This window comes from Pseudomonas fluorescens, from assembly GCF_902497855.1.
Classification (GTDB): domain Bacteria; phylum Pseudomonadota; class Gammaproteobacteria; order Pseudomonadales; family Pseudomonadaceae; genus Aquipseudomonas; species Aquipseudomonas fluorescens_BI.
Genome location: NZ_CABVHU010000022.1, coordinates 45,435 through 64,736 on the forward strand (window position 1 = coordinate 45,435; position 19,302 = coordinate 64,736).

At 61.8% G+C, this 19,302-nt stretch carries 19 protein-coding genes and 1 pseudogene; 9 read left to right on the forward strand and 11 right to left on the reverse strand.

Going from position 1 to position 19,302, the window contains the following annotated elements; translation table 11 throughout:
* The first annotated feature begins 113 nt into the window (after positions 1-113).
* Both F8N96_RS30555 and F8N96_RS30560 read left to right on the forward strand, forming a co-directional pair.
* Positions 114-341, forward strand: coding sequence for a DUF6555 family protein (locus F8N96_RS30555; RefSeq protein ID WP_064678785.1), 228 nt, complete (start codon positions 114-116; stop codon positions 339-341).
* A gap of 52 nt (positions 342-393) precedes the next feature.
* Positions 394-672, forward strand: a complete 279-nt coding sequence (locus F8N96_RS30560; RefSeq protein ID WP_150800965.1) for a hypothetical protein — start codon at positions 394-396, stop codon at positions 670-672.
* 22 nt (positions 673-694) lie between these two features.
* Here the strand turns inward: F8N96_RS30560 and F8N96_RS30565 are convergent, their stop codons facing one another.
* Positions 695-862, reverse strand: a complete 168-nt coding sequence (locus tag F8N96_RS30565) for a metallothionein (protein ID WP_150800966.1) — start codon at positions 860-862, stop codon at positions 695-697.
* A gap of 291 nt (positions 863-1,153) precedes the next feature.
* On the reverse strand, positions 1,154-2,470 hold the full coding sequence (locus tag F8N96_RS30570) for a Na+/H+ antiporter family protein (RefSeq protein WP_150800967.1): 1,317 nt from the start codon (positions 2,468-2,470) through the stop codon (positions 1,154-1,156).
* A gap of 1,524 nt (positions 2,471-3,994) precedes the next feature.
* Between F8N96_RS30570 and F8N96_RS35945 the strand changes: the two are divergent.
* Positions 3,995-4,141 (forward strand): annotated as a pseudogene (locus tag F8N96_RS35945) (HAMP domain-containing protein); the annotation flags it as partial.
* A gap of 102 nt (positions 4,142-4,243) precedes the next feature.
* A complete protein-coding gene (locus F8N96_RS35950) occupies positions 4,244-4,999 on the forward strand; it encodes a methyl-accepting chemotaxis protein (RefSeq protein WP_412071830.1) in 756 nt (251 codons plus the stop codon).
* 147 nt (positions 5,000-5,146) lie between these two features.
* Here F8N96_RS35950 and F8N96_RS30580 read toward each other — a convergent pair whose 3' ends face one another.
* The 4 genes from F8N96_RS30580 to F8N96_RS30595 are packed head-to-tail and all read right to left on the reverse strand — an operon-like array spanning position 5,147 to position 7,757.
* Positions 5,147-6,460 (reverse strand): sensor histidine kinase, encoded by a 1,314-nt coding sequence (locus F8N96_RS30580; protein ID WP_150800969.1) that lies wholly within the window; start codon positions 6,458-6,460, stop codon positions 5,147-5,149.
* Positions 6,457-7,125, reverse strand: a complete 669-nt coding sequence (locus F8N96_RS30585) for a response regulator transcription factor (protein ID WP_150800970.1) — start codon at positions 7,123-7,125, stop codon at positions 6,457-6,459. Before F8N96_RS30585 ends, F8N96_RS30580 begins: the two co-directional genes overlap by 4 nt.
* A 3-nt stretch (positions 7,126-7,128) precedes the next feature.
* Positions 7,129-7,449: a PepSY domain-containing protein gene (locus F8N96_RS30590; RefSeq protein WP_150800971.1), complete on the reverse strand. Its 321-nt coding sequence runs from the start codon at positions 7,447-7,449 to the stop codon at positions 7,129-7,131.
* On the reverse strand, positions 7,449-7,757 hold the full coding sequence (locus F8N96_RS30595; RefSeq protein ID WP_150766714.1) for a PepSY domain-containing protein: 309 nt from the start codon (positions 7,755-7,757) through the stop codon (positions 7,449-7,451). Before F8N96_RS30595 ends, F8N96_RS30590 begins: the two co-directional genes overlap by 1 nt.
* 186 nt (positions 7,758-7,943) lie before the next feature.
* Between F8N96_RS30595 and queD the strand changes: the two genes are divergently transcribed.
* The 4 genes from queD (at position 7,944) to codA (ending at position 12,129) form a co-directional block, all read left to right on the forward strand.
* Entirely contained in the window at positions 7,944-8,300 is a 357-nt protein-coding gene (gene queD / locus F8N96_RS30600) for a 6-carboxytetrahydropterin synthase QueD (protein ID WP_008152165.1), read from the forward strand.
* A 221-nt stretch (positions 8,301-8,521) separates the two neighbouring features.
* Positions 8,522-9,352 (forward strand): alpha/beta fold hydrolase, encoded by an 831-nt coding sequence (locus F8N96_RS30605; protein WP_150800972.1) that lies wholly within the window; start codon positions 8,522-8,524, stop codon positions 9,350-9,352.
* A gap of 244 nt (positions 9,353-9,596) precedes the next feature.
* Positions 9,597-10,868: a cytosine permease gene (gene codB / locus F8N96_RS30610; RefSeq protein WP_150800973.1), complete on the forward strand. Its 1,272-nt coding sequence runs from the start codon at positions 9,597-9,599 to the stop codon at positions 10,866-10,868.
* Positions 10,869-10,881: 13 nt separating this feature from the next.
* Positions 10,882-12,129 carry a cytosine deaminase gene (gene codA / locus F8N96_RS30615; RefSeq protein WP_150800974.1) on the forward strand — a complete coding sequence of 416 codons (1,248 nt, stop codon included), beginning with the start codon at positions 10,882-10,884 and terminating at the stop codon, positions 12,127-12,129.
* Between the two features lie 131 nt (positions 12,130-12,260).
* Here the strand turns inward: codA and F8N96_RS30620 are convergent, their stop codons facing one another.
* Positions 12,261-13,253 carry a diaminopimelate epimerase gene (locus tag F8N96_RS30620; protein WP_150800975.1) on the reverse strand — a complete coding sequence of 331 codons (993 nt, stop codon included), beginning with the start codon at positions 13,251-13,253 and terminating at the stop codon, positions 12,261-12,263.
* Between the two features lie 166 nt (positions 13,254-13,419).
* On the opposite strand from F8N96_RS30620, the gene F8N96_RS30625 reads away from it, so the two are divergent.
* The gene (locus F8N96_RS30625; RefSeq protein ID WP_150800976.1) at positions 13,420-14,571 is read left to right on the forward strand and encodes an MFS transporter; all 1,152 of its coding nucleotides are present in this window, start codon (positions 13,420-13,422) and stop codon (positions 14,569-14,571) included.
* Between the two features lie 176 nt (positions 14,572-14,747).
* On the opposite strand, the gene F8N96_RS30630 is transcribed toward F8N96_RS30625, so the two are convergent.
* The 4 genes from F8N96_RS30630 to F8N96_RS30645 form a co-directional block, all read right to left on the reverse strand.
* Entirely contained in the window at positions 14,748-17,171 is a 2,424-nt protein-coding gene (locus F8N96_RS30630; RefSeq protein ID WP_150800977.1) for a TonB-dependent siderophore receptor, read from the reverse strand.
* A gap of 97 nt (positions 17,172-17,268) precedes the next feature.
* Positions 17,269-18,252, reverse strand: a complete 984-nt coding sequence (locus tag F8N96_RS30635) for a FecR family protein (RefSeq protein WP_150800978.1) — start codon at positions 18,250-18,252, stop codon at positions 17,269-17,271.
* 40 nt (positions 18,253-18,292) lie between these two features.
* Complete coding sequence (locus F8N96_RS30640; protein WP_150800979.1) at positions 18,293-18,793, reverse strand: sigma-70 family RNA polymerase sigma factor; 501 nt, start codon at positions 18,791-18,793, stop codon at positions 18,293-18,295.
* Between the two features lie 91 nt (positions 18,794-18,884).
* Positions 18,885-19,235 carry a hypothetical protein gene (locus F8N96_RS30645; protein WP_150800980.1) on the reverse strand — a complete coding sequence of 117 codons (351 nt, stop codon included), beginning with the start codon at positions 19,233-19,235 and terminating at the stop codon, positions 18,885-18,887.
* Between the last annotated feature and the right edge of the window lie 67 nt (positions 19,236-19,302).

A 19,302-nucleotide genomic window follows, 5' to 3' on the forward strand; every position in this document is an offset into this window, starting at 1 on the left:
AGAGTCTACAACAACGCCGATTTTCAGGTGCAGCCGCAGCCGTCCGACAATCCGAATGAATTTTCCGCAGCCCGGACGATCCCTCTATTACCACAGGGAGGATTACGGGCTTTATGAACAATGCAAAACTTTTCGTCATTGAATACACCCTTCATGGCGCGCCCAAGTCTTTCATTATCCGTTTGGAAAAAATGGATAACGCTGAAGCCTGGCATTGGGCGAGCTGTGACGCCGGCGTGGGTCGGATCCCGCGCTTCGGCCGGGAAAAGGTGCAAAAGACCAGCAAGCCGATGGCGGAGAAATTCGGCGTGGAGAACGTCAAGTGGCGCCCGGCGAATTGACCGCTCGCATCCGCTTTGGATATTGAGAGGGGACATTGGGAGGAATCAGTGCATGACCACGACACCACTCACCAGCATGGCTCACATCGACTACGGCCTGGATACGCTGTTCGGGCGGGTCACCAAAAGCGCCGAATGTCTGGTCGGGCTGGAACAAGTCGAAAATGATCCGACATGCTTTGCGTTGCGCGTTCAACCACCTTTGCCCGAGGATCTGGAAAAGGCAAAAACCCTGGTGGTGAGGGTTGCAGGACGACGTTTCAATGGTGTCGTGCGCCATACCGAGCGACTGGACGATCAAAGCCTGAAGCTGGAAGTGGAGCCCGACTAGGCTCCACCTTTGCCTGGATGAGCTATTTGCCGTGGGCACACTTGCACCCTTTACTGGCGCATTCTTCGCCATTTTCATGGTGCTTGGCGCAGGCTTCGCAACAATAGTGCTTGCCGTGGCGTGCGATCGGATGTTCGCCTAGCTTGCAGGAGCATTTGGGGCAGTCGCAGATACTTTCACTGTCGATCATGAGTCTGACTCCATCGTTGTGGTCGTCCGGGGCTGTAATGCTCACCGTAATACCAGTGTAGGAGCTGGCTTGCCGGCGAAGGCGTCCGTTCAGTGATAATCCTGTCAACTGACACACCGCCTTCGCTGCGGTGCGGCGATCCGACAAGCCAGCTCCTACAGGGTTGCATGGTCAGGATTGAATTTTGTGAGAGCGAGCCTGCTCGCGAATACGCAGGCACATTCAGCATAGCTGTGACTGATGCACCGCCTTCGCCGGCAAGCCGGTCTCGCTCCCCCAGGGGGGATGTGACTACAACACCATCGCCGCCACCCAGCCAAACCCCAGCAGCGGCAGGTTGTAATGCAGGAAAGTCGGGACCACGGTGTCCCAGATGTGGTGATGCTGGCCATCGATGTTCAGGCCGGAGGTCGGGCCCAGGGTCGAGTCCGAGGCGGGCGAACCGGCGTCACCCAGGGCGCCGGCCGTACCGACGATGCTGACGATCGCCAGCGGGCTGAATCCCAGTTGCACGCACAGCGGCACGAAAATCACCGCCAGGATCGGCACGGTGGAAAACGACGAGCCGATGCCCATGGTTACCAGCAGGCCCACCAGCAACATCAGCAACGCGCCGATGGCCTTGCTGTGGCCGATCCACGAGGCCGAGGCCTCGACCAGCGTCTGCACCTCTCCGGTGGCTTTGATCACTTCGCCGAAGCCGGAAGCGGCGATCATGATGAAGCCGATCATCGCCATCATCTTCATGCCGTCGGTGAACAGGTCGTCGGTGTCGCGCCATTTGACGATGCCCGATGCCGAAAAAATCAGAAACCCGGCCAACGCACCGATGATCATCGAGTCCAGCAGCAGCTGAACGATGAACGCCGCGGCGATGGCCAGGCCGGCCACCATCAGGCTCAGCGGGTTGTACTGCACCGCGACCTGTTCGACCTGTTCGATTTTTTCCAGGTTGTAGACCCGCTTCCTGCGGTAGCTGATAAAGGCCGCGCCAAGGCCGAACACCATGCCCAGCGCCGGAATGCCCATGGCATGGGTGACGTTGATGCCGCTGATATCGACGCCGCTACGGGCAACGTTGGCCAGCAGGATTTCATTGAGGAAGATGTTGCCGAAGCCAACGGGCAGGAACATATACGGCGTGATCAGCCCAAAGGTAATGACACAGGCGATCAACCGCCGGTCCAGTTGCAGCTTGGTCAGCACGTAGAGCAGCGGCGGCACCAGCAGCGGAATAAAGGCGATATGTATCGGCAGGATATTCTGGGAGGCGATGGCCACCACCCAGAGCAAGCCGATCAGCAGCCACTTGACCTGGCCGCCACCGCTGGCGTGCTGCCGGTCGACCATCGCCAGGGCCTTGTCGGCCAGGGCATGGGCCAGGCCGGACTTGGCAATGGCCACCGCGAACGCCCCCAGCAAGGCATAGGACAAAGCGACCGTCGCCCCGCCGCCGAGGCCACTGTTGAACGCCTTGAGCGTCGCGTCGATGCCCAGGCCACCGGTCAGGCCACCGACCAGCGCGCCGACGATCAACGCGATCACCACATGCACGCGGGACAGGCTGAGTACCAGCATGACGCCGACCGCGGCAATTACTGCATTCATTATCAAGACCTCAAGACAAACGGAATGAGTCCGGCCGGCAGTCTGCGTGAGCCGCCAGCGGATTGAAGAATGGGTTTTATTAGAGGGCGGGCACTGTGCCGGACCGTTGCGGCCTTGTCAAAGCCAATGCCCGGCATGCAGACACTGGGATGAACGACGGCGTCCCTCTGTAGGAGCGAGGCTTGCCCGCGAAGGCGGAGTGTCATTCAACATCGATGTCGACTGACACTCCGCCTTCGCGGGCAAGCCTCGCTCCTACAGGGGGCTGTGCACGGCATCAAATTCAGCCACGTCTCTTATTCGCCAGACGGCATAAAGAAAGCCGAAACCCTGCCGCTACAGTGCCGAGTCTCAGATAATTATCGAATAAAGGACGTCTCCATGTCGCTCAGACAACTTTCCATTCAATGGAAGATCACCCTGCTCGCCGGGCTGTGCCTGGCCGGTATCGTGACCCTGCTGGTCGGACTTTCGCTGTATCGCATGGAGCACAGCGCCGCGCTGGTGAAAGCCTCGAGCATGGAGATGCTCACCGAAGCCGCCCAGGCCCGGATCGAATCCCAGGGTGAAAACCAGGCGCTGGAGATTCGCCAGCAGTTCATGGACGCCTATCAATACGGCCACGGCTTTTCCCGCCAGGTGCTGTTCCTGCGCGACCAGGCCGAGAAGCGCTTTCTCGACGCCTTCGATTTGCGCGAAGACCTGACCCGCCAGGTCAAGTCGGCGCTGCAAGCCAACCCGGAGCTGCTTGGCCTGTCGCTGGTGTTCGAAACCAACGCGCTGGACGGCAAGGACGATCTGTTTACCGGCCAGGCGGAACTGGGCAGCAACGACAAGGGCCGTTTCGCCCTGTATTGGTCGCAACCGACACCGGGCAAGGTGACCTCCATGGCGCTACCCGAAAGCGACATGGCCGACACCGCCACCGGCCCCAGCGGCGAGCCGGCGAATGCCTGGTTCACCTGCCCCCGCACCACGCTCAAGCCCTGCGTGATCGAACCCTACTTCTATGTGATCGATGGGCAGAAGGTGCTGATGACCAGCATCGTTTTCCCGTTGATGGTCAATGGCAAGGTCATCGCGTCGCTGTCGGCGGACATCAATCTCGACAGCCTGCAGGCAATCAGCCAGGACGCCAGCAAGAAACTCTATGACGGCCAGACCCATGTCAGCATCATCAGCCCGGTCGGTTTGCTCGCCGGCCACAGCCCGGACGCCGGCAAACTCAGCCAGCGCCTGGATGCCGTGGACAACATCAACGGTGCCGAGCTGATTCGCATGCTCGCGGCCAGCAGCAAGACCGAAAGCCTGCACAGCAACCAACAGTTGAAAGTGTTGGCGCCCTTCCAGCCGATTCCCGGCGGCAAGTCATGGGGTGTCTTGCTTGAGGTGCCGGAAAAGGTACTGGTCGGCCCAGCCGAAGCCCTGAAGAAACAACTCGATGACAGCAACACCGCCGGCACGCTGATGGAACTCGGCCTGGGTGCGCTGGCGGCGTTGATCGGCCTGTTGCTGGTATGGCTGATGGCGCGGAGCGTGACCAAGCCGATTCTCGGCGTGGCGCACATGCTCGAAGACATCGCCAGCGGCGAAGGCGACCTGACCCGACGCCTGGCCTACGACAAACAGGACGAATTGGGCCAGTTGGCCGGCTGGTTCAATCGCTTCCTCGACAAGCTGCAACCGATCATTGCCGAGGTTAAACGCTCGGTGCAGGACGCGCGCAGCACCGCGGATCAGTCGTCCGTCATCGCCACCCAGACCAGTGCCGGCATGGAACAGCAATACCGTCAGGTGGATCAGGTCGCGACCGCCTCCCACGAGATGAGCGCCACCGCCCAGGACGTCGCCCGCAGCGCCGCACAGGCGGCACAAGCGGCGCGGGACGCCGATCACGCCACCCGTCGCGGCCTGAGCGTTATCGACCAGACCACCGCCAGCATCGACCACCTCGCTGCCGACATGAGCGCGGCCATGGTGCAAGTCGAAGGCCTGGCGGCCAACAGCGAGAAAATCGGTTCGGTGCTGGAAGTGATTCGCGCCATCGCCGAACAGACCAACCTGCTGGCCCTCAACGCCGCGATCGAAGCGGCCCGCGCCGGTGAAGCCGGACGAGGTTTTGCCGTGGTGGCCGATGAAGTGCGCAACCTGGCACGCCGGACCCAGGAGTCTGTCGAAGAGACCCGCCTGGTGATCGAACAGTTGCAGAGCGGCACCCGGGAGGTGGTCGGGTCGATGAGCAACAGCCATCGCCAGGCCCAGGGCAGTGTCGAGCAGGTGGGCCAGGCCGTGACGGCGCTGCGCCAGATTGGCGAAGCGGTGACGGTGATCAGCGACATGAACCTGCAGATCGCCAGTGCCGCGGAAGAGCAAAGCGCAGTGGCCGAAGAGATCAACAACAATGTGGCGACGATTCGGGATGTGACCGAGTCGCTGTCGGGCCAGGCCAACGAATCGGCGCGGGTGAGCCAGTCGCTGAACAGCCTGGCCAATCAGCAGCAGAGTCTGATGGATCAGTTCCGCGTCTGACCTGGTTTTTACTGACGACACACCCCCCCTGTAGGAGCTGGCTTGCCAGCGAAAGCGGTAGCACATCCAACACATATGTTGGCTGTCACGACGCCTTCGCTGGCAAGCCAGCTCCTACAGGGGACCGCGTGAACATTGAGATCGGGGTTAGCGTTTGGGCAATTCGATCACCACCTTCAACCCGCCCCACTCGCTCTCTTCCAGCCGCAAGCCCCCGCCCCAGGTATCAACGATGTCGCGCACGATCCCCAACCCCAACCCATGCCCATCCATCTGTTCATCAAGCCGCGTACCGCGACTGAACACCTGATCGCGCTGCTCCTCGGGTATCCCCGGCCCGTCATCTTCCACGCTCAGCTCAAACCCTTGCGCCGTCTCGATCACGCTCAAGCGGACCTGCGCATCCGCCCACTTGCAGGCGTTGTCCAGCAGGTTGCCGAGCAACTCCAGCACATCCTCCCGATCCCACGGCAGCAGCAAGCCCTTGGGCGCCACATAGCTGAGGTCCAGGTGTTCACCGTGGATCATGTTCAAGGTCGCCAGCAACCCCGGCAGCTCCGCCTCGCAATCAAACAGCGCCCCGGGCAAGGCGTCGCCGGACAGGCGGGCGCGGTTGAGTTCCCGGTTTAGCCGTTGCTGCACCTGCTCAAGCTGCTTCTGAATCACCTTGCGCAGTTCCGGATGTGCGTCGAGTTTCTCGCTGCCCGCCAGGCTCAACAACACCGCCAGCGGGGTTTTCAAGGCATGCCCGAGGTTGCCCAGCGCATTGCGCGAACGCTTGAGGCTGTCTTCGGTGTGGGCCAGCAAATGGTTGATCTGCGCCACCAACGGCTCCAGCTCCACCGGCACCTGCTCATCGAGTTGCGAGCGCTGGCCCTGCTGTAACTGGGCGATTTGCTCACGGGCCTTCTCCAACGGGCGCAAGGCGCGGCGCACGGTGATCCGCTGCAGCAACAGGATCAACAGCAACCCCGCCAGGCCCAGGCCGAGACCGACCTGTTGCATGCGCAAAAAACTGTCGCGCACCGGGGTGTAGTCCTGGGCGACGCTGATGGAAATCGACTGGCCCAGGCGGCGATAGTCCGAGCGCAATATCAGCAACTGCTGCCCTTCCGGCCCCAGCTGCAAGTTGCTGTGCAAGCCGGGATGGTCCAGGCGTGGCAGTTCCTGGTCCCATAGCGAACGGGAACGCCAATGGCTGTCGGCGAAATCGATGCGGAAATAGTGCCCGGAAAACGGGCGCTGATACGCCGGCGACAGGTGTCGCTCATCCAGCTGCAACCCCTGCGGCCCGCGCACCAGTGCCACCAGCAGGCTTTCACTGTCGTTGCGCAACCCGGCTTCGAGGTAGCGCTGCAAGCCCATTTCGAACAGCCACAGGCTGGTCTGCGCCAGCACCAGGCCGACGATCACCATCACGCTGATCAGCCCCAGGCTCAAGCGGCGCTGGATCGACCTCACCGGGCTTGCCCGCCGAACAGGTAACCCTGGCCGCGACGGGTTTCGATCACGCTGCGCCCGAGTTTGCGCCGCAGGTGGTTGACGTGGACTTCCAGCACATTGGAATCGCGCTCGGTTTCACCGTCGTAAAGGTGTTCGGCGAGGTGGCTTTTGGACAGGATCTGTTCGGGGTGCAGCATGAAATAGCGCAGCAGGCGGAATTCAGCCGCGGTGAGCTGGATGTCGGCACCGTCGCGGGACACGCACTGGCGGCCTTCATCCAGGTGCAAACCCGCCGCCTTGAGCGTCGGCTGGTTGGCCTGACCGTGGGAGCGACGCAACAGCGCCTGGACCCGCAGGTGCAATTCTTCAGGGTGGAAGGGTTTGGTCAGGTAATCGTCGGCGCCGGCCTTGAGGCCCTCGATGCGCTCGGCCCAGGAACCGCGGGCCGTGAGGATCAGCACGGGGGTGGCCAGGCCGCCGGCCCGCCATTGAGTCAACACCTCCAGTCCCGGCAGCCCCGGCAAGCCGAGGTCGAGGATGATCAGGTCATAGGGCTCGCTGCTGCCCTGGTACACCGCGTCGCGACCGTCCGCCAGCCAGTCCACGGCGTAACCCTGGCGATTGAGGCCGGCCATCAGTTCGTCGGCCAGGGGCACGTGGTCTTCCACCAGGAGCAAACGCATGGGTCAATCTTCCTTGTCTTTCAGTAACTGGCCAGTGCTGGCATCGATGTCCAGCTCACGGACCACACCGTCGGTGGTCAGCAGCTCGACTTCATAAATGTAGACATCGTGCTTTTCCTCGAGCTCGGCTTCCAGCAGCTTGGCCCCGGGGTAACGGTCCAGCGCCTGCCGCAACAGTTGCTCCAGGGGCAGAATCACCCCTTGCTGACGCAGACGCAGGGCTTCGTCCTGGTCCAGGTCCCGGGCCATCGCCATCGAGCAAAAAACCAGCAGCGCCAGGGCCAGGCGGCTGACGCGCCGGTTTGCAAAACAAAACACCTTCATTACGTATCCTGATGATCCTTGAGAACCTGCCCGCTGACAGCGTCCAGTTCCAGGTCCCACTCGATGCCTTGCGGATCGCGCATTTCCACCTGATAGATGTACTTGCCGTACTCTTCTTCCAGTTCGGTTTCGGTGATGGTGGAGCCCGGGTGTTTGGTCAGCGCGGTGGCGTTGAGCTTCTCGAAAGACACAATGGTACCAGCGTCGCGCAGCCTCAGGGCTTCATCGGGGCCGAGGTCGCGAGCCTGGGCAATGCCGGCGGTCAGGGTGATGAGGGTGGCGGTGAACAGGGCAGTCAAGGTGTTCATGGGGTGTCTCCGTATTTTTATGTGTTGCTTACGGGGGCCACTTTAGCGATTTCAACTTAACTGAAACTGAATTGCCATCATTGACCCTTTAGTCAGTGTTTTCCCGCAAGCCCAAACGCAAACTGTTAAACTCGCCACCTGCCCACATCGCCGCGGCGATCGCCACCTGACAGAGCTCAAACCACTGTGGAAATCTTCAAAGAATTTACCTTCGAATCCGCCCACCGCCTGCCCCACGTGCCGGAAGGCCACAAATGCGGCCGCCTGCACGGTCATTCGTTCAAAGTGGCCATTCATCTGAGCGGCGATCTTGATCCGCATACGGGCTGGATACGGGACTTTTCGGAGATCAAGGCGATTTTCAAGCCGCTGTATGAGCGGTTGGACCATAACTATTTGAACGATATTCCCGGGTTGGAAAATCCGACCAGCGAAGTGCTGGCCAAATTCATCTGGAAAGAATTGAAGCCTCTGCTGCCGGAACTCAGCGCGATCCGCATCCACGAAACCTGCACCAGCGGCTGCATCTATCACGGCGAATAGACCAGGCAACCACATTCTCCCCGTGTAGGAGCTGGCTTGCCAGCGAAGGTCGTTAACGATAACGCGTGCATCCAGAATAAACGCGGCGCCCAGGAGTCCTTCGCTGGCAAGCCAGCTCCTACGCGGGGAATGCGTTTCGTCAGTGAATGATCAAACCACCTTTAGCGGTGGTTTTTTTATGCCTATGCTTTTTGGCTCGCACACGCCAAGAGGACGCCCCCATGACTGACTGGCCACTGGCTCAGACCTATCGCTTCAACGGGCACTCCGTGCGTTTCGCCGTCCGGGGCGACGGTCCGCCGCTGGTGTTTGTGCATGGCACACCCTTCTCCTCTTATGTATGGCACCGGATTGCGCCGCATTTCATCGCCACGCACCGGGTGCATTACTTTGACCTGCTGGGTTATGGGCTCTCCGACAAAGTCGACGACGACGTGTCCCTGGGTGTGCAGAACGAACTGCTGGCCCGGCTGCTGGAGCATTGGGGCCTGGATTGCCCGGACGTGGTGGCCCACGATTTCGGCGGCGCTACCGTGTTGCGTGCACATCTGCTCAATGGCAAGGATTACCGCAGCCTGACGCTGATCGACCCGGTGGCGCTATCGCCCTGGGGCTCGCCCTTCGTGCAGCATGTGCGTCAGCATGAGGCAGCGTTCAGCGGACTGCCCGATTACATTCAGCAGGTCGTCGTGCCGGCCTATATCCGTGGCGCGATCAAACGTGAAATCCCGGACGACGAACTCGCCCCTTATGTCCAGCCGTGGCTGGGGGATCCGGGGCAAGCGGCGTTTTATCGACAGATCGCGCAGATGGATGAGCGTTATACCCGGGAGGTCGAGGGGCTATACCCGACCATTCGCTGCCCGGTGCAGATTCTCTGGGGCGAGGACGATCAGTGGATTCCCCTCGAGCGTGGGCGGGCGTTGCACGGGATGATCCCGGGGTCGCAGTTTTATCCGGTTCCGAATGCCGGACATCTGGTTCAGGAAGATGCACCTGAAGCCATCGTCGCGGCGTTGCTGCGGTTTCTGCCACTACATAAATCCCGCTGAAGCACCCCATATCCCCTGTAGGAGCTGGCTTGCCAGCGAAGGCGGTGGCTCAGTAAACACTTGTATTGACTGACACACAGTCTTCGCTGGCAAGCCAGCTCTTACAGGGGTTCTGTGTTCTTTCAGATAGTTCGCGCCCTCCCCGAACCAAACGCCTCCGCTCGTCTATAAATAACAACACCGGCCCCGCTTGGCACGACGGCTGCAACACCCTTCGCGTCCTCCCCCCAGCAAGGAACGCCCCATGACGCAGAACGCTCCCGGCAACGATTACCCCCTCAGCGAAGTCCCGATGCACGCCCGCAAAGGCCTGGCCTCCACCGCCATGGTGTTGCTGGGTTTCACCTTCTTTACCGCGACCATGTTCGCCGGCGGCAAGCTCGGTGTGGCGTTCGGTTTCGGCGAAATGATGGCAGTGATCATCGTCGGCAATCTGCTGCTGGGGATCTACGCCGCAGGCCTGGGTTACATTGCGTTCAAGAGTGGCCTCAATTCGGTGCTGATGGGGCGTTTCTGCTTTGGCGAAATCGGCAGCAAGCTCAGCGACCTGATCCTCGGCTTCACTCAGATCGGCTGGTACGCCTGGGGCACGGCGACCGCGGCCGTGGTGTTGGGCAAGTATCTTGAGTTGAGCGAAGGCACAGTAATGGGCCTGATGGTGCTGTTCGGCATGATGTTTTGCGCCACGGCCTATGTCGGCTATCGCGGACTGGAAATTCTGTCGTACATCGCCGTGCCCGCCATGATGCTGCTGCTGATGCTGTCGATGTGGGTCGCCACGACCAAGGTCGGCGGGCTCGATGGCTTGCTGGCGGTCGTGCCGACGGCGACCCTCGATTGGTCGACCGCCATCACGCTGGTGTTCGGCACCTTTGTCAGTGGCGCGACCCAGGCGACCAACTGGACGCGCTTCTCGCGCTCGGCCCGGGTCGCCGTGCTGGCGAGCCTGATCGGTTTTTTTGTCGGCAACGGCCTGATGGTGTTGATCGGCGCGTACGGCGCCATCGTCTACCAGCAACCGGACGTGGTGGAAGTGTTGCTGTTGCAAGGGTTCGCCATGGCCGCGATGGCGATGTTGCTGCTCAACATCTGGAGCACCCAGGACAACACCATCTACAACTTCGCCGTCGCCGGCTGCAACCTGCTGCGCACCCGCCGGCGCAAAACCGTGACCCTGGCCGGCGCGGTGATCGGTACGCTGCTGGCGCTGCTGGGCATGTACGACTATCTGGTGCCCTACCTGATTCTGCTGGGCACGGTGATTCCGCCGATCGGTGGCGTGATCATGGCGGACTTTTTCTTTCGCTACCGCGGTCAATATCCACGTCTGGCCGATGCCCGATTGCCGGCGTTCAATGGCTCAGGCCTGGGCGCCTATGCGGTCGGCACCGTCGCTGCGTTCAGTTCGCCATGGGTTGCGCCGCTGGCGGGGATTGCCGCTGCCGCGCTAACGTATGTGATATTGACCGGGGTACTCGGCACCCGTACCGCCAACGCGCCACTAGAAGATCTATAAAAGGATTCGCCCGATGCACATCATCAACGCCCGCCTGCGCAACCAAGAAGGGTTGCATGAGTTGCACCTGGAAAACGGCCTGATCAGCAACATCGGCCGACAGACCGAGGCGCCGACCCTGGGGCCCGATGACCTGGACGCCGGCGGCAATCTGGTGGTGCCCCCCTTCGTCGAGCCGCATATCCACCTCGATGCGACGCTGACCGCCGGCGAGCCGCGCTGGAACATGAGCGGCACGTTGTTCGAGGGCATCGAGTGCTGGAGCGAGCGCAAGGTGACGATCACCGGGGAAGACACCAGGACCCGCGTCAGGAAAACCCTCCAGAGTCTCGCCGCCCACGGCATCCAGCACGTGCGCACCCACGTCGACGTCACCGACCCGCAACTGACGGCGTTGAAGGCGATGCTCGAAATGCGCGAGGAAAGCCGGCACCTGGTCGACATGCAGATCGTCGCCTTCCCCCAGGAGGGCATCGAGTCGTACCGCAATGGCCGGGAGCTGATGGAAGAAGCGATTCGCATGGGCGCCGATGTGGTCGGCGGCATTCCACATTTCGAGTACACCCGGGACCAGGGGGTGAGTTCGGTGAAGTTCCTGATGCATCTGGCCGAGCGCACCGGTTGCCTGGTGGACGTGCACTGCGATGAAACCGACGACCCGCATTCGCGCTTTCTCGAGGTGCTGGCCGAAGAAGCCCGCAGCCGCGACATGGGTACACGGGTCACCGCCAGCCATACCACGGCCATGGGCTCCTACGATAACGCCTACTGCGCCAAACTGTTTCGCCTGCTCGGGCATTCCGGGATCAGTTTTGTCTCCTGCCCCGCCGAAAGCATTCATCTGCAAGGGCGCTACGACAACTTCCCGAAACGCCGTGGCGTGACCCGGGTCAACGAATTGCTCGAAGCGGGGATGAACGTGTGCTTCGGCCAGGACTCGATCGTCGATCCGTGGTACCCGCTGGGCAATGGCAACATCTTGCGGGTGCTCGAAGCCGGCTTGCACATTTGCCACATGCTCGGTTACCGCAACCTGCAGAGCGCGCTGGACCTGGTGACCGACAACAGCGCCAAGGCCATGGCCCTGGGTGATCGTTACGGTCTTGAACGGGGGCGGCCGGCGAATTTGCTGATTTTGTCGGCGGACAGCGATTATGAGGTGATTCGCAGCCAGGGCTTGCCGTTGTATTCGGTGCGTGGGGGCAAGGTGTTGATGAAGCGGCAGATGCCGGTGGTGGAGTTTTTTGGGGATCAGGGCTGAATCTTGCGTTGATCGAGCGGGCCTCTTCGCGAGCAGGCTCGCTCCCACATTTGATCTTTAGTGAATGCAAATTCCGTGTACGACAGAGATCAAATGTGGGAGCGGGCTTGCTCGCGAAGGCGATCTGGAGTTCAACCCATCAACCGAGCCGTACCAAACAGGCTGACCCGACTCAACTCCCCCTGCTCTTCCTCCAGCAAGATCGGCGCCGTGCCGCCTGGCATGACAACCTTCACTTCCCCCGCCGCAACCCAGCCCACCCGCCAAGCCGCACACGCCACCGCACTGGCACTGGTCCCCGATGACGCCGTAGGTCCTTCGCCACGCTCGAACACCCGGGCAACGATTCGCCCCTCGGATTCAAGCATCGCCCATTGCAAGTTGACACCCGCAGGACAGGGTTCCCCTGCCCCGGTCGGCACGGCGAAGGCAATACGCGTCAGTCCTTCGGACAGTCCCGGTTCACGCATCTGTTCGTTGCTCGGCAATGCATCCGCGCGCTCGACAAGGGTCACGCAGTGCGGATTGCCAACCCGCACAAATTGACTGCGTGTCCACGCGGCATTGAGTGACGACAACGGCTGCACGTGGCTGAGTTCACTTCCGTTAAAAGCAACGCTCTCGACCCCGTGAGCACTGACTGCCCCCGGCCCGAACGAGGGCTTGCCCAGGTCCAGCCAGAACCCGTGTACGCCTTCGACCTGCGCCGGCTTCACCGAGGTCTGCCCTGGTGAATCCACGTCGGCCTTATCGTGATGAACCCTGAGTAAACATGCCTCGCTTGCTGGCCAAAGCCCCTGGTCGCTCAACGCCTGGGAAAAAATCGTCAGCCCGTTGCCGCTGCGCTCGGCCAACGTGCCGTCGGTGTTCACGATCAACAGATCAAAAGGGGGTGACGACTGGAATGGACCCACCAGCAAACCATCGCTGCAATGGTCCTTGCTGCCGGAGGGTTGTGTGCCGGGCGCCCACCCGCAGTAAGCTTCGATTGCCGCCAACGCCCAGGCCTCGCGGGTTTGGGCTGCCTGGCAGGCCTGATCGGGCAATTCGATACCGTCGCGGCGCATGTCCTCAGGCGCCACGACCCTGTAGATATTGCCTCGTGCATCATAACTTCGCGCCATGGCGCCCCCTCTGGTGGAATCGATTCAGGCACAACATATCGCGAAACAGCGCCTGGCTGTGCAAGGATGTCACCCTGCCTGAACGCGATTGCTTCGGGACGCTGATCGAACCCCACCGGTGAGTCACTGTCCCTTGCTGACGCGACGTTTTTTGCCAAGGATAGATATGACCAACCTCAACACCCGGACCTCATTCGTTCCCGGTCGCCTGGAGCAGATGTCCACGCGCATCGCCTTTTTCATCGCCGGCGCAGGCATTGCCGCGTGGGCGCCGCTGGTGCCGTACGCCAAGGCCCGGGCCGGGCTGGATGAAGGCACCCTCGGCTTGCTGTTGCTGTGCCTGGGGGTGGGCTCGATCCTGGCCATGCCGATGGCCGGGATCCTGGCCACGCGCTTCGGCTGTCGCCGGGTGGCGGTCGGCGGGACGTTGATGATCTGCCTGGCCCTGCCGTTGTTGGCGACGGTCTCCTCGATTCCGGCGCTGATTGCCGCGTTGTTTCTGTTCGGCGCCGGGCTGGGCACCGTGGATTCGACGGTGAACCTGCAAGCGGTGATCGTCGAGCGGGCCAGTGGCAAGACCATGATGTCGGGTTTTCATGGCCTGTTCAGTCTTGGTGGCATCGTCGGGGCGGCGGGCGTCAGCGCCTTGCTGGGCCTGGGGGTGTCGCCGCTGGGGGCGACGCTGGTGGTGGACGTGCTGTTGCTGATCGCGCTGTGCAAGGCCGCGCCGCACCTGTTGCCCTACGGCAGCGAAAGTTCGGGACCGGCGTTTGCCGTGCCCCACGGCATCGTGCTGTTCATCGGCGGGATGTGTTTCATCGTGTTCCTCGCCGAAGGCGCGGCACTGGACTGGAGTGCGGTGTTCCTGGCGCAGGAACGCGGGATCGACACTGCCTATGCCGGGCTGGGTTATGCGGCGTTTGCGCTGACCATGACGGTCGGGCGCCTGACCGGGGATGCAATCGTGCGGCGCCTGGGCGCCACCCGGGTGATTGTGTTCGGCGGGCTGACGGCCGCCGGGGGTCTGTTTCTGGCGACGTTTGCACCGGACTGGGAGATGGCGCTGGTGGGGTATGCGCTGCTGGGGGCTGGCTGTTCGAACATTGTCCCGGTGTTGTACACCGCGGTGGGCAAACAGACGGTCATGCCCGAAAGCATCGCGGTGCCGGCCATTACCACCCTGGGTTATGCCGGGATTCTTGCGGGGCCTGCGGTGATCGGGTTTATCGCCCATGGCAGCAGTTTGAGTTTTGCCTTTGGGTTGATGGCGGTGTTGCTGGTGGCGGTGGCGATTGGCGGGAAGGTGTTGAAGGTCTGAAAAGCTTCGCGAGCCTGCTCGCGAAGGCGGCTTTCCTGTCGATAAGATGTCGCCTGATACACCGCTTTCGCCGGCAAGCCGGCTCCTACATTTGATCGATGTCGTACACGAATGTTGTGTGCGCTGAAGATCCCTTGTAGGAGCAAGCTTGCTCGCGATGGATTCACCCCGGTCTATCAGAACCCCACACTGGCCTGCACAAAGAACGTGCGTGGTGCGCCGACGTACATGCCCGAGTTGTTGTCGCTGGAGCGGGTGAAGTACTGCTTGTCGAAGATGTTTTTCACCCCCGCCCCTACTTTCAGGTTCGAAACCGTCGGGCCGAAGTCATAACCGCCGCGCACGTTCCAGGTGACGTAACCCGGGATGTCGCCGTACTGGCCATCTGCAGTGCCTTCGGTGATGTAATTGCCGCTGAAGCTGCCGTCGGCGTTCACTGCAACGCCCGGCGAGCGCTGTTTGGACTGGGCGAAGGCATCGAGGTTGTAGGTCCAGCGGTTGATGTCATACCGCAGGCCGGCGGTCGCCACCTGGCGCGAATAGAACGGCAGGTCACGGCCCTTGAAGCCTGGAATTTCCCCTTCATAGACCGCGCGGGTGTAGGTGAACCCGGCGTTGGCGGTCAGCCCGTCAAGGCGCGGGTCCAGTGCCGCCATGTCGTAGTGCACCGACGCCTCGATCCCCTGGTGCGTGGTCGCGCCCAGGTTGGTCCAGCCCGCGTCGTTGCTGATGTATTGCAACTCTTTATCGAAGTCGATGTAGAACAGCGTCACTTCACCGCCCCACACATCATCGTTGTAGCGCGTGCCGACCTCATAGGTCTTGGCTTTTTCCGGTTCCAGGCCATTGGCGGTTTCGTCACCCGTGCCCCCCTGGCCGAGCTGGAAATACTGCAGGCTGCCGAACGAAGTTTCGTAGTTGGCAAACAGCTTCCAGGCGTCGGACAGGTGATACATCACGCTCAGGGCCGGTAGCGGCTCGTTGCTTTCGATGCTGCGGCGCTTTTCCGGGACCGGCCGGCCCGCGGTGTCGAGCACGGGGCGGTCGTGCCAGTCGGTGCTGATGTGTTCGAAGCGGATGCCCGGGGTGATGGTCCAGTTACCCACATCGATCTTGTCGTCGACATACACCGAATTGGCTTCAGTGCCACCGGTACGATCCTGGTACACATGCCCGTCCGACCCCGGACGCACCACCGGCTCGTTGTTGACCAGCGCCAGGCGGCTGGCCTCTTCGTGCATGGCTTCCTTGAGGTAGCGATAACCGACACTGACCTCCTGGGTGGTCGGGCCGACGTCGAACACACGGGACACCCGCGGCTCGATGCCAAAGGTGTAGTAGGTGCGCGGGAACGAGCCCAGGGTCTTCTGGTCGCGGGCGGCGATATTGCTGCCACGGAAGCTGTCGGTGTAGTAGGTCAGCACTTCGGCCTGGGTGCGGTCGTCGATTTGCCGGGTCCACTTGAACGAGACGTCCTTGCGGCGCCCGCTGAAGTTGTCGTTGTTGCGGTCGGACTGAAACGGATTGGCGTCGTACTGCGCCTGGGTCAGGCCGCCGGGCATGTCGGCGCTGGCGTCGTAGTAGTGAAAATTGAGGCTGAAATCATCCACATCGGTGGGCGCCCAGTGGGTCTTGAGCAGCACGTCGTCGATGTCGTTGCCGTTGTTGCGTTCACGGTAACCGTTGCCGTTCACCCCCGAGTACAACAGCGCCATGCCGATGCCGTTGTCCGCGGTGCCGCCGACGAATGCCGTGTCGATGTGCTTCCAGCCACCGTGCTGGGAGGTTTCCAGGGTGCTGCCGATTTCAGCGGAGGCTTTCTCAGGGATCGCGCGGGTCACGAAGTTGATCACGCCACCGACGTTCTGCGGTCCGTAACGCACGGAACCGGCACCACGAACCACGTCGATGCTGTCCAGGTTGCCGGAAGAAATCGGTGCCATGGACAGTTGTGGCTGGCCGTACGGGGCGAACGCTGCCGGCACACCGTCGATCAACACGGTGGAGCGTGGCGACAGGCGCGAGGTCAGGCCACGCACGCCGACGTTCAGGGAAATGTCGCTGCCGCCGGTGCCGTTGGCCTCCTGCACTTGCACACCGGGCACGCGCTTCAACACGTCGCCCACGTTCATCGCGCCTTGCTCGACCATCGCCTCGCGGCGGATCACGGTACGGGCGCCCGGGTGGTTTTGCACCACTGCCGCATCCGCGTCACCGAGCCAGTCGCCGACCACCTTGATGTCCGTCACGCCCAGTTCCAGCGGGCCATTGGCCGCGGTACTGGGTGCAGGCAGCAAGGTCACCGAACCTTCGTCGATCTGGTAGTGCAGACCGCTGCCTTGCAGCAGCTGGCGCAGCGCGTCTTCTGGCGAAAGGTCGCCATCCACCGCCGGCGCCTGTTTGCCGGCGACCAGCTCAGGGCTGAAAAACACCTGCAGCGAGGTTTGCTGGCCCAGTTCGCTCAAGGCCTGGCCCAGGGGTTGCGCCGGAATGTGAATAGCCTCGGCGGCAAAGGCCTGGGGCAGCGCAAGGTTGACCGCCAGTGCGAGGGCCAGGGGCAGCCAAGGGAATTTGTTGTTGTTAGCGGTGGTTTTTTTCACGTCGAACGGAGTCCTGTGGATCGCAAGAGTGTGCGCTTGTTAATGCAAACCAGTTGCAGTTGGACTAGAAGACGATGAACTCGAAAAAAACCTGAATCTATTTTGAAATTATTTGCTGACTGCCGTCATCGAGGGTTCGCACAGCCACCGGCAGAATGCTCGGCAGGGCCTTGAGCAGCGCGTCGGTGTTGTCGGATTTGAACACGCTGGTCAGGCGCAGATTGCCCACTTTGTCGTTGCTGACGGTCAACGGTTTTTCCCGATAGCGCGACACTTCCTCGGCGACGTCGCGCAGGCTGGCGTTGTTGAACACCAGTTTGCCGCTGCGCCAGGCAGTCAGTTCCGCAGGATTGACCGCATAGGCGGCGGCCACTTTGCCCTGGGTATCGACCCGCGTTCCCAGGCCGGCGGTGAGACTGATGAATTCGTTGTCGGCAGCGTCCCGCCCCTGGACCTTGACCGTGCCCTGCTCCACCACGACCCGGGTTTCGGAGGCGCCGCGACGCACATCGAAGCGGGTGCCGGTGACCGTGACCTTGCCGCTGCCCGCCTCGACCACGAACGGCCGATCACTGTCGTGTTCGACGCTGAACATCGCTTCGCCCTGCGTCAACTCGATGCGGCGCCGGTCATTTTCGTAGCGCACCTGGACACGACTACGGCTGTTCAGGTCGATCACCGAACCGTCCGGCAACGCCACCTGCTGGCGCTCGCCCAGGGCCGTGGAAAACTCGGCGGTGTAGATCGCCGGTTGATGCAACTGGCTGAACACGCCCAACCCGACTGCCACGGCCAACACACTGGCGGCCACCGCATAACGCACCAGCGGGCGACGTTTGCCACGGGCCGGCGGGCTCTCGCACAAGGCCTGCAGACGCGCCGCCGGCAGCAGATCGGCCGCCGTCCACAGCCCCTCGAGCAATTGATATTCGTCGCGATGCTGCGGGTGTTCGTTCAGCCAGCGCTCGAAGCGTCGACGTTCTTCGACGTCCACGGCCGGTTCCTGCAAACGCACGAACCACTGCGCCGCCTCGTCGCGAACCGTTGTTTGCCCGCACGCGCAATCACGAGTATCCATCATGGAAGTTCCTGTCTGGCCGGGGATGAGAAGGCGCGGCCGATCATGGTTGCAACCCGTCCAGACGGTCGCGCAAATGCCGCAGGGTGCGGATCATATACTTTTCCACCATGTTCTTGGACAGCCCGAGGCGTTCGGCGATTTCGGCCTGGGTCAGGCCTTCGATCTTCTGCCAGACGAAAACCTTGCGGCAGTTGACCGGAAGTTCGCTGAGCGCTCGCTCGATGGAATCAGCCAACTGGATCGCATGCATGAAATGCTCCGGGTCGCCGGACGACGACACACTGTGATCGATCGCCTCCGACTCCATGGCGCCCCGCCGATCCTCCCGCCGGTAACCATCCACCGCGATATTGCGCGCAGTCTGGTGCAAGTACGCCCGGTGCTGCACCACCGCTGCCGAATCGGACTCAAGCACCCGCACGAAGGTGTCGTGGGCCAGATCCTCGGCCTGCTGACGATTTCTCAGGCGACGGGTCCAGGTGCCAACCAACTCTTCGTAATGTTCGAAAAAGCCGTGTCTGCGGGGCAGCTTGGGGGTCATTGCGGCGTGCTGTGAAGACGGGACGTGAATAGTAATGCTTCCTATTAACCGGAAGCAATGGATTCCGGAGCGCCGCCCGTCCCGGGTCGAATCAGTGGTTCTGCGCGACCACACGCGGGCCTTTGCGAGTCACTTGCTGGCCCACTTCGAATCGGGCATTGGGCGAGCGCACCGTACTGATATCGCCCTGAGCGTCTTTCACTTCATAAGCGGTTTCCGTGAGACCGGCCGCGTGCTGCACCGAGCCGCCGACAAAGAATCCGGCGCCCGCACCGATCAGCGCCCCCACAGGTCCGCCCGCGGCACCCACCATCATCCCGGTCAGTGCACCGAAGCCCTTGCCAGCCGTGGTGTCAGGCACCTCGCGGACCACCTGATCAGCCTGGCAAAGTGGCGAGAGCAACAAACCCAGCATAAAGCCCAGAGGTATTGAACGAGTCATGACACTTTCCTTTTTTGGTTCCGTTGCCCTCTCGTATCACGATACGTGCCAATGTTTATATCTATAA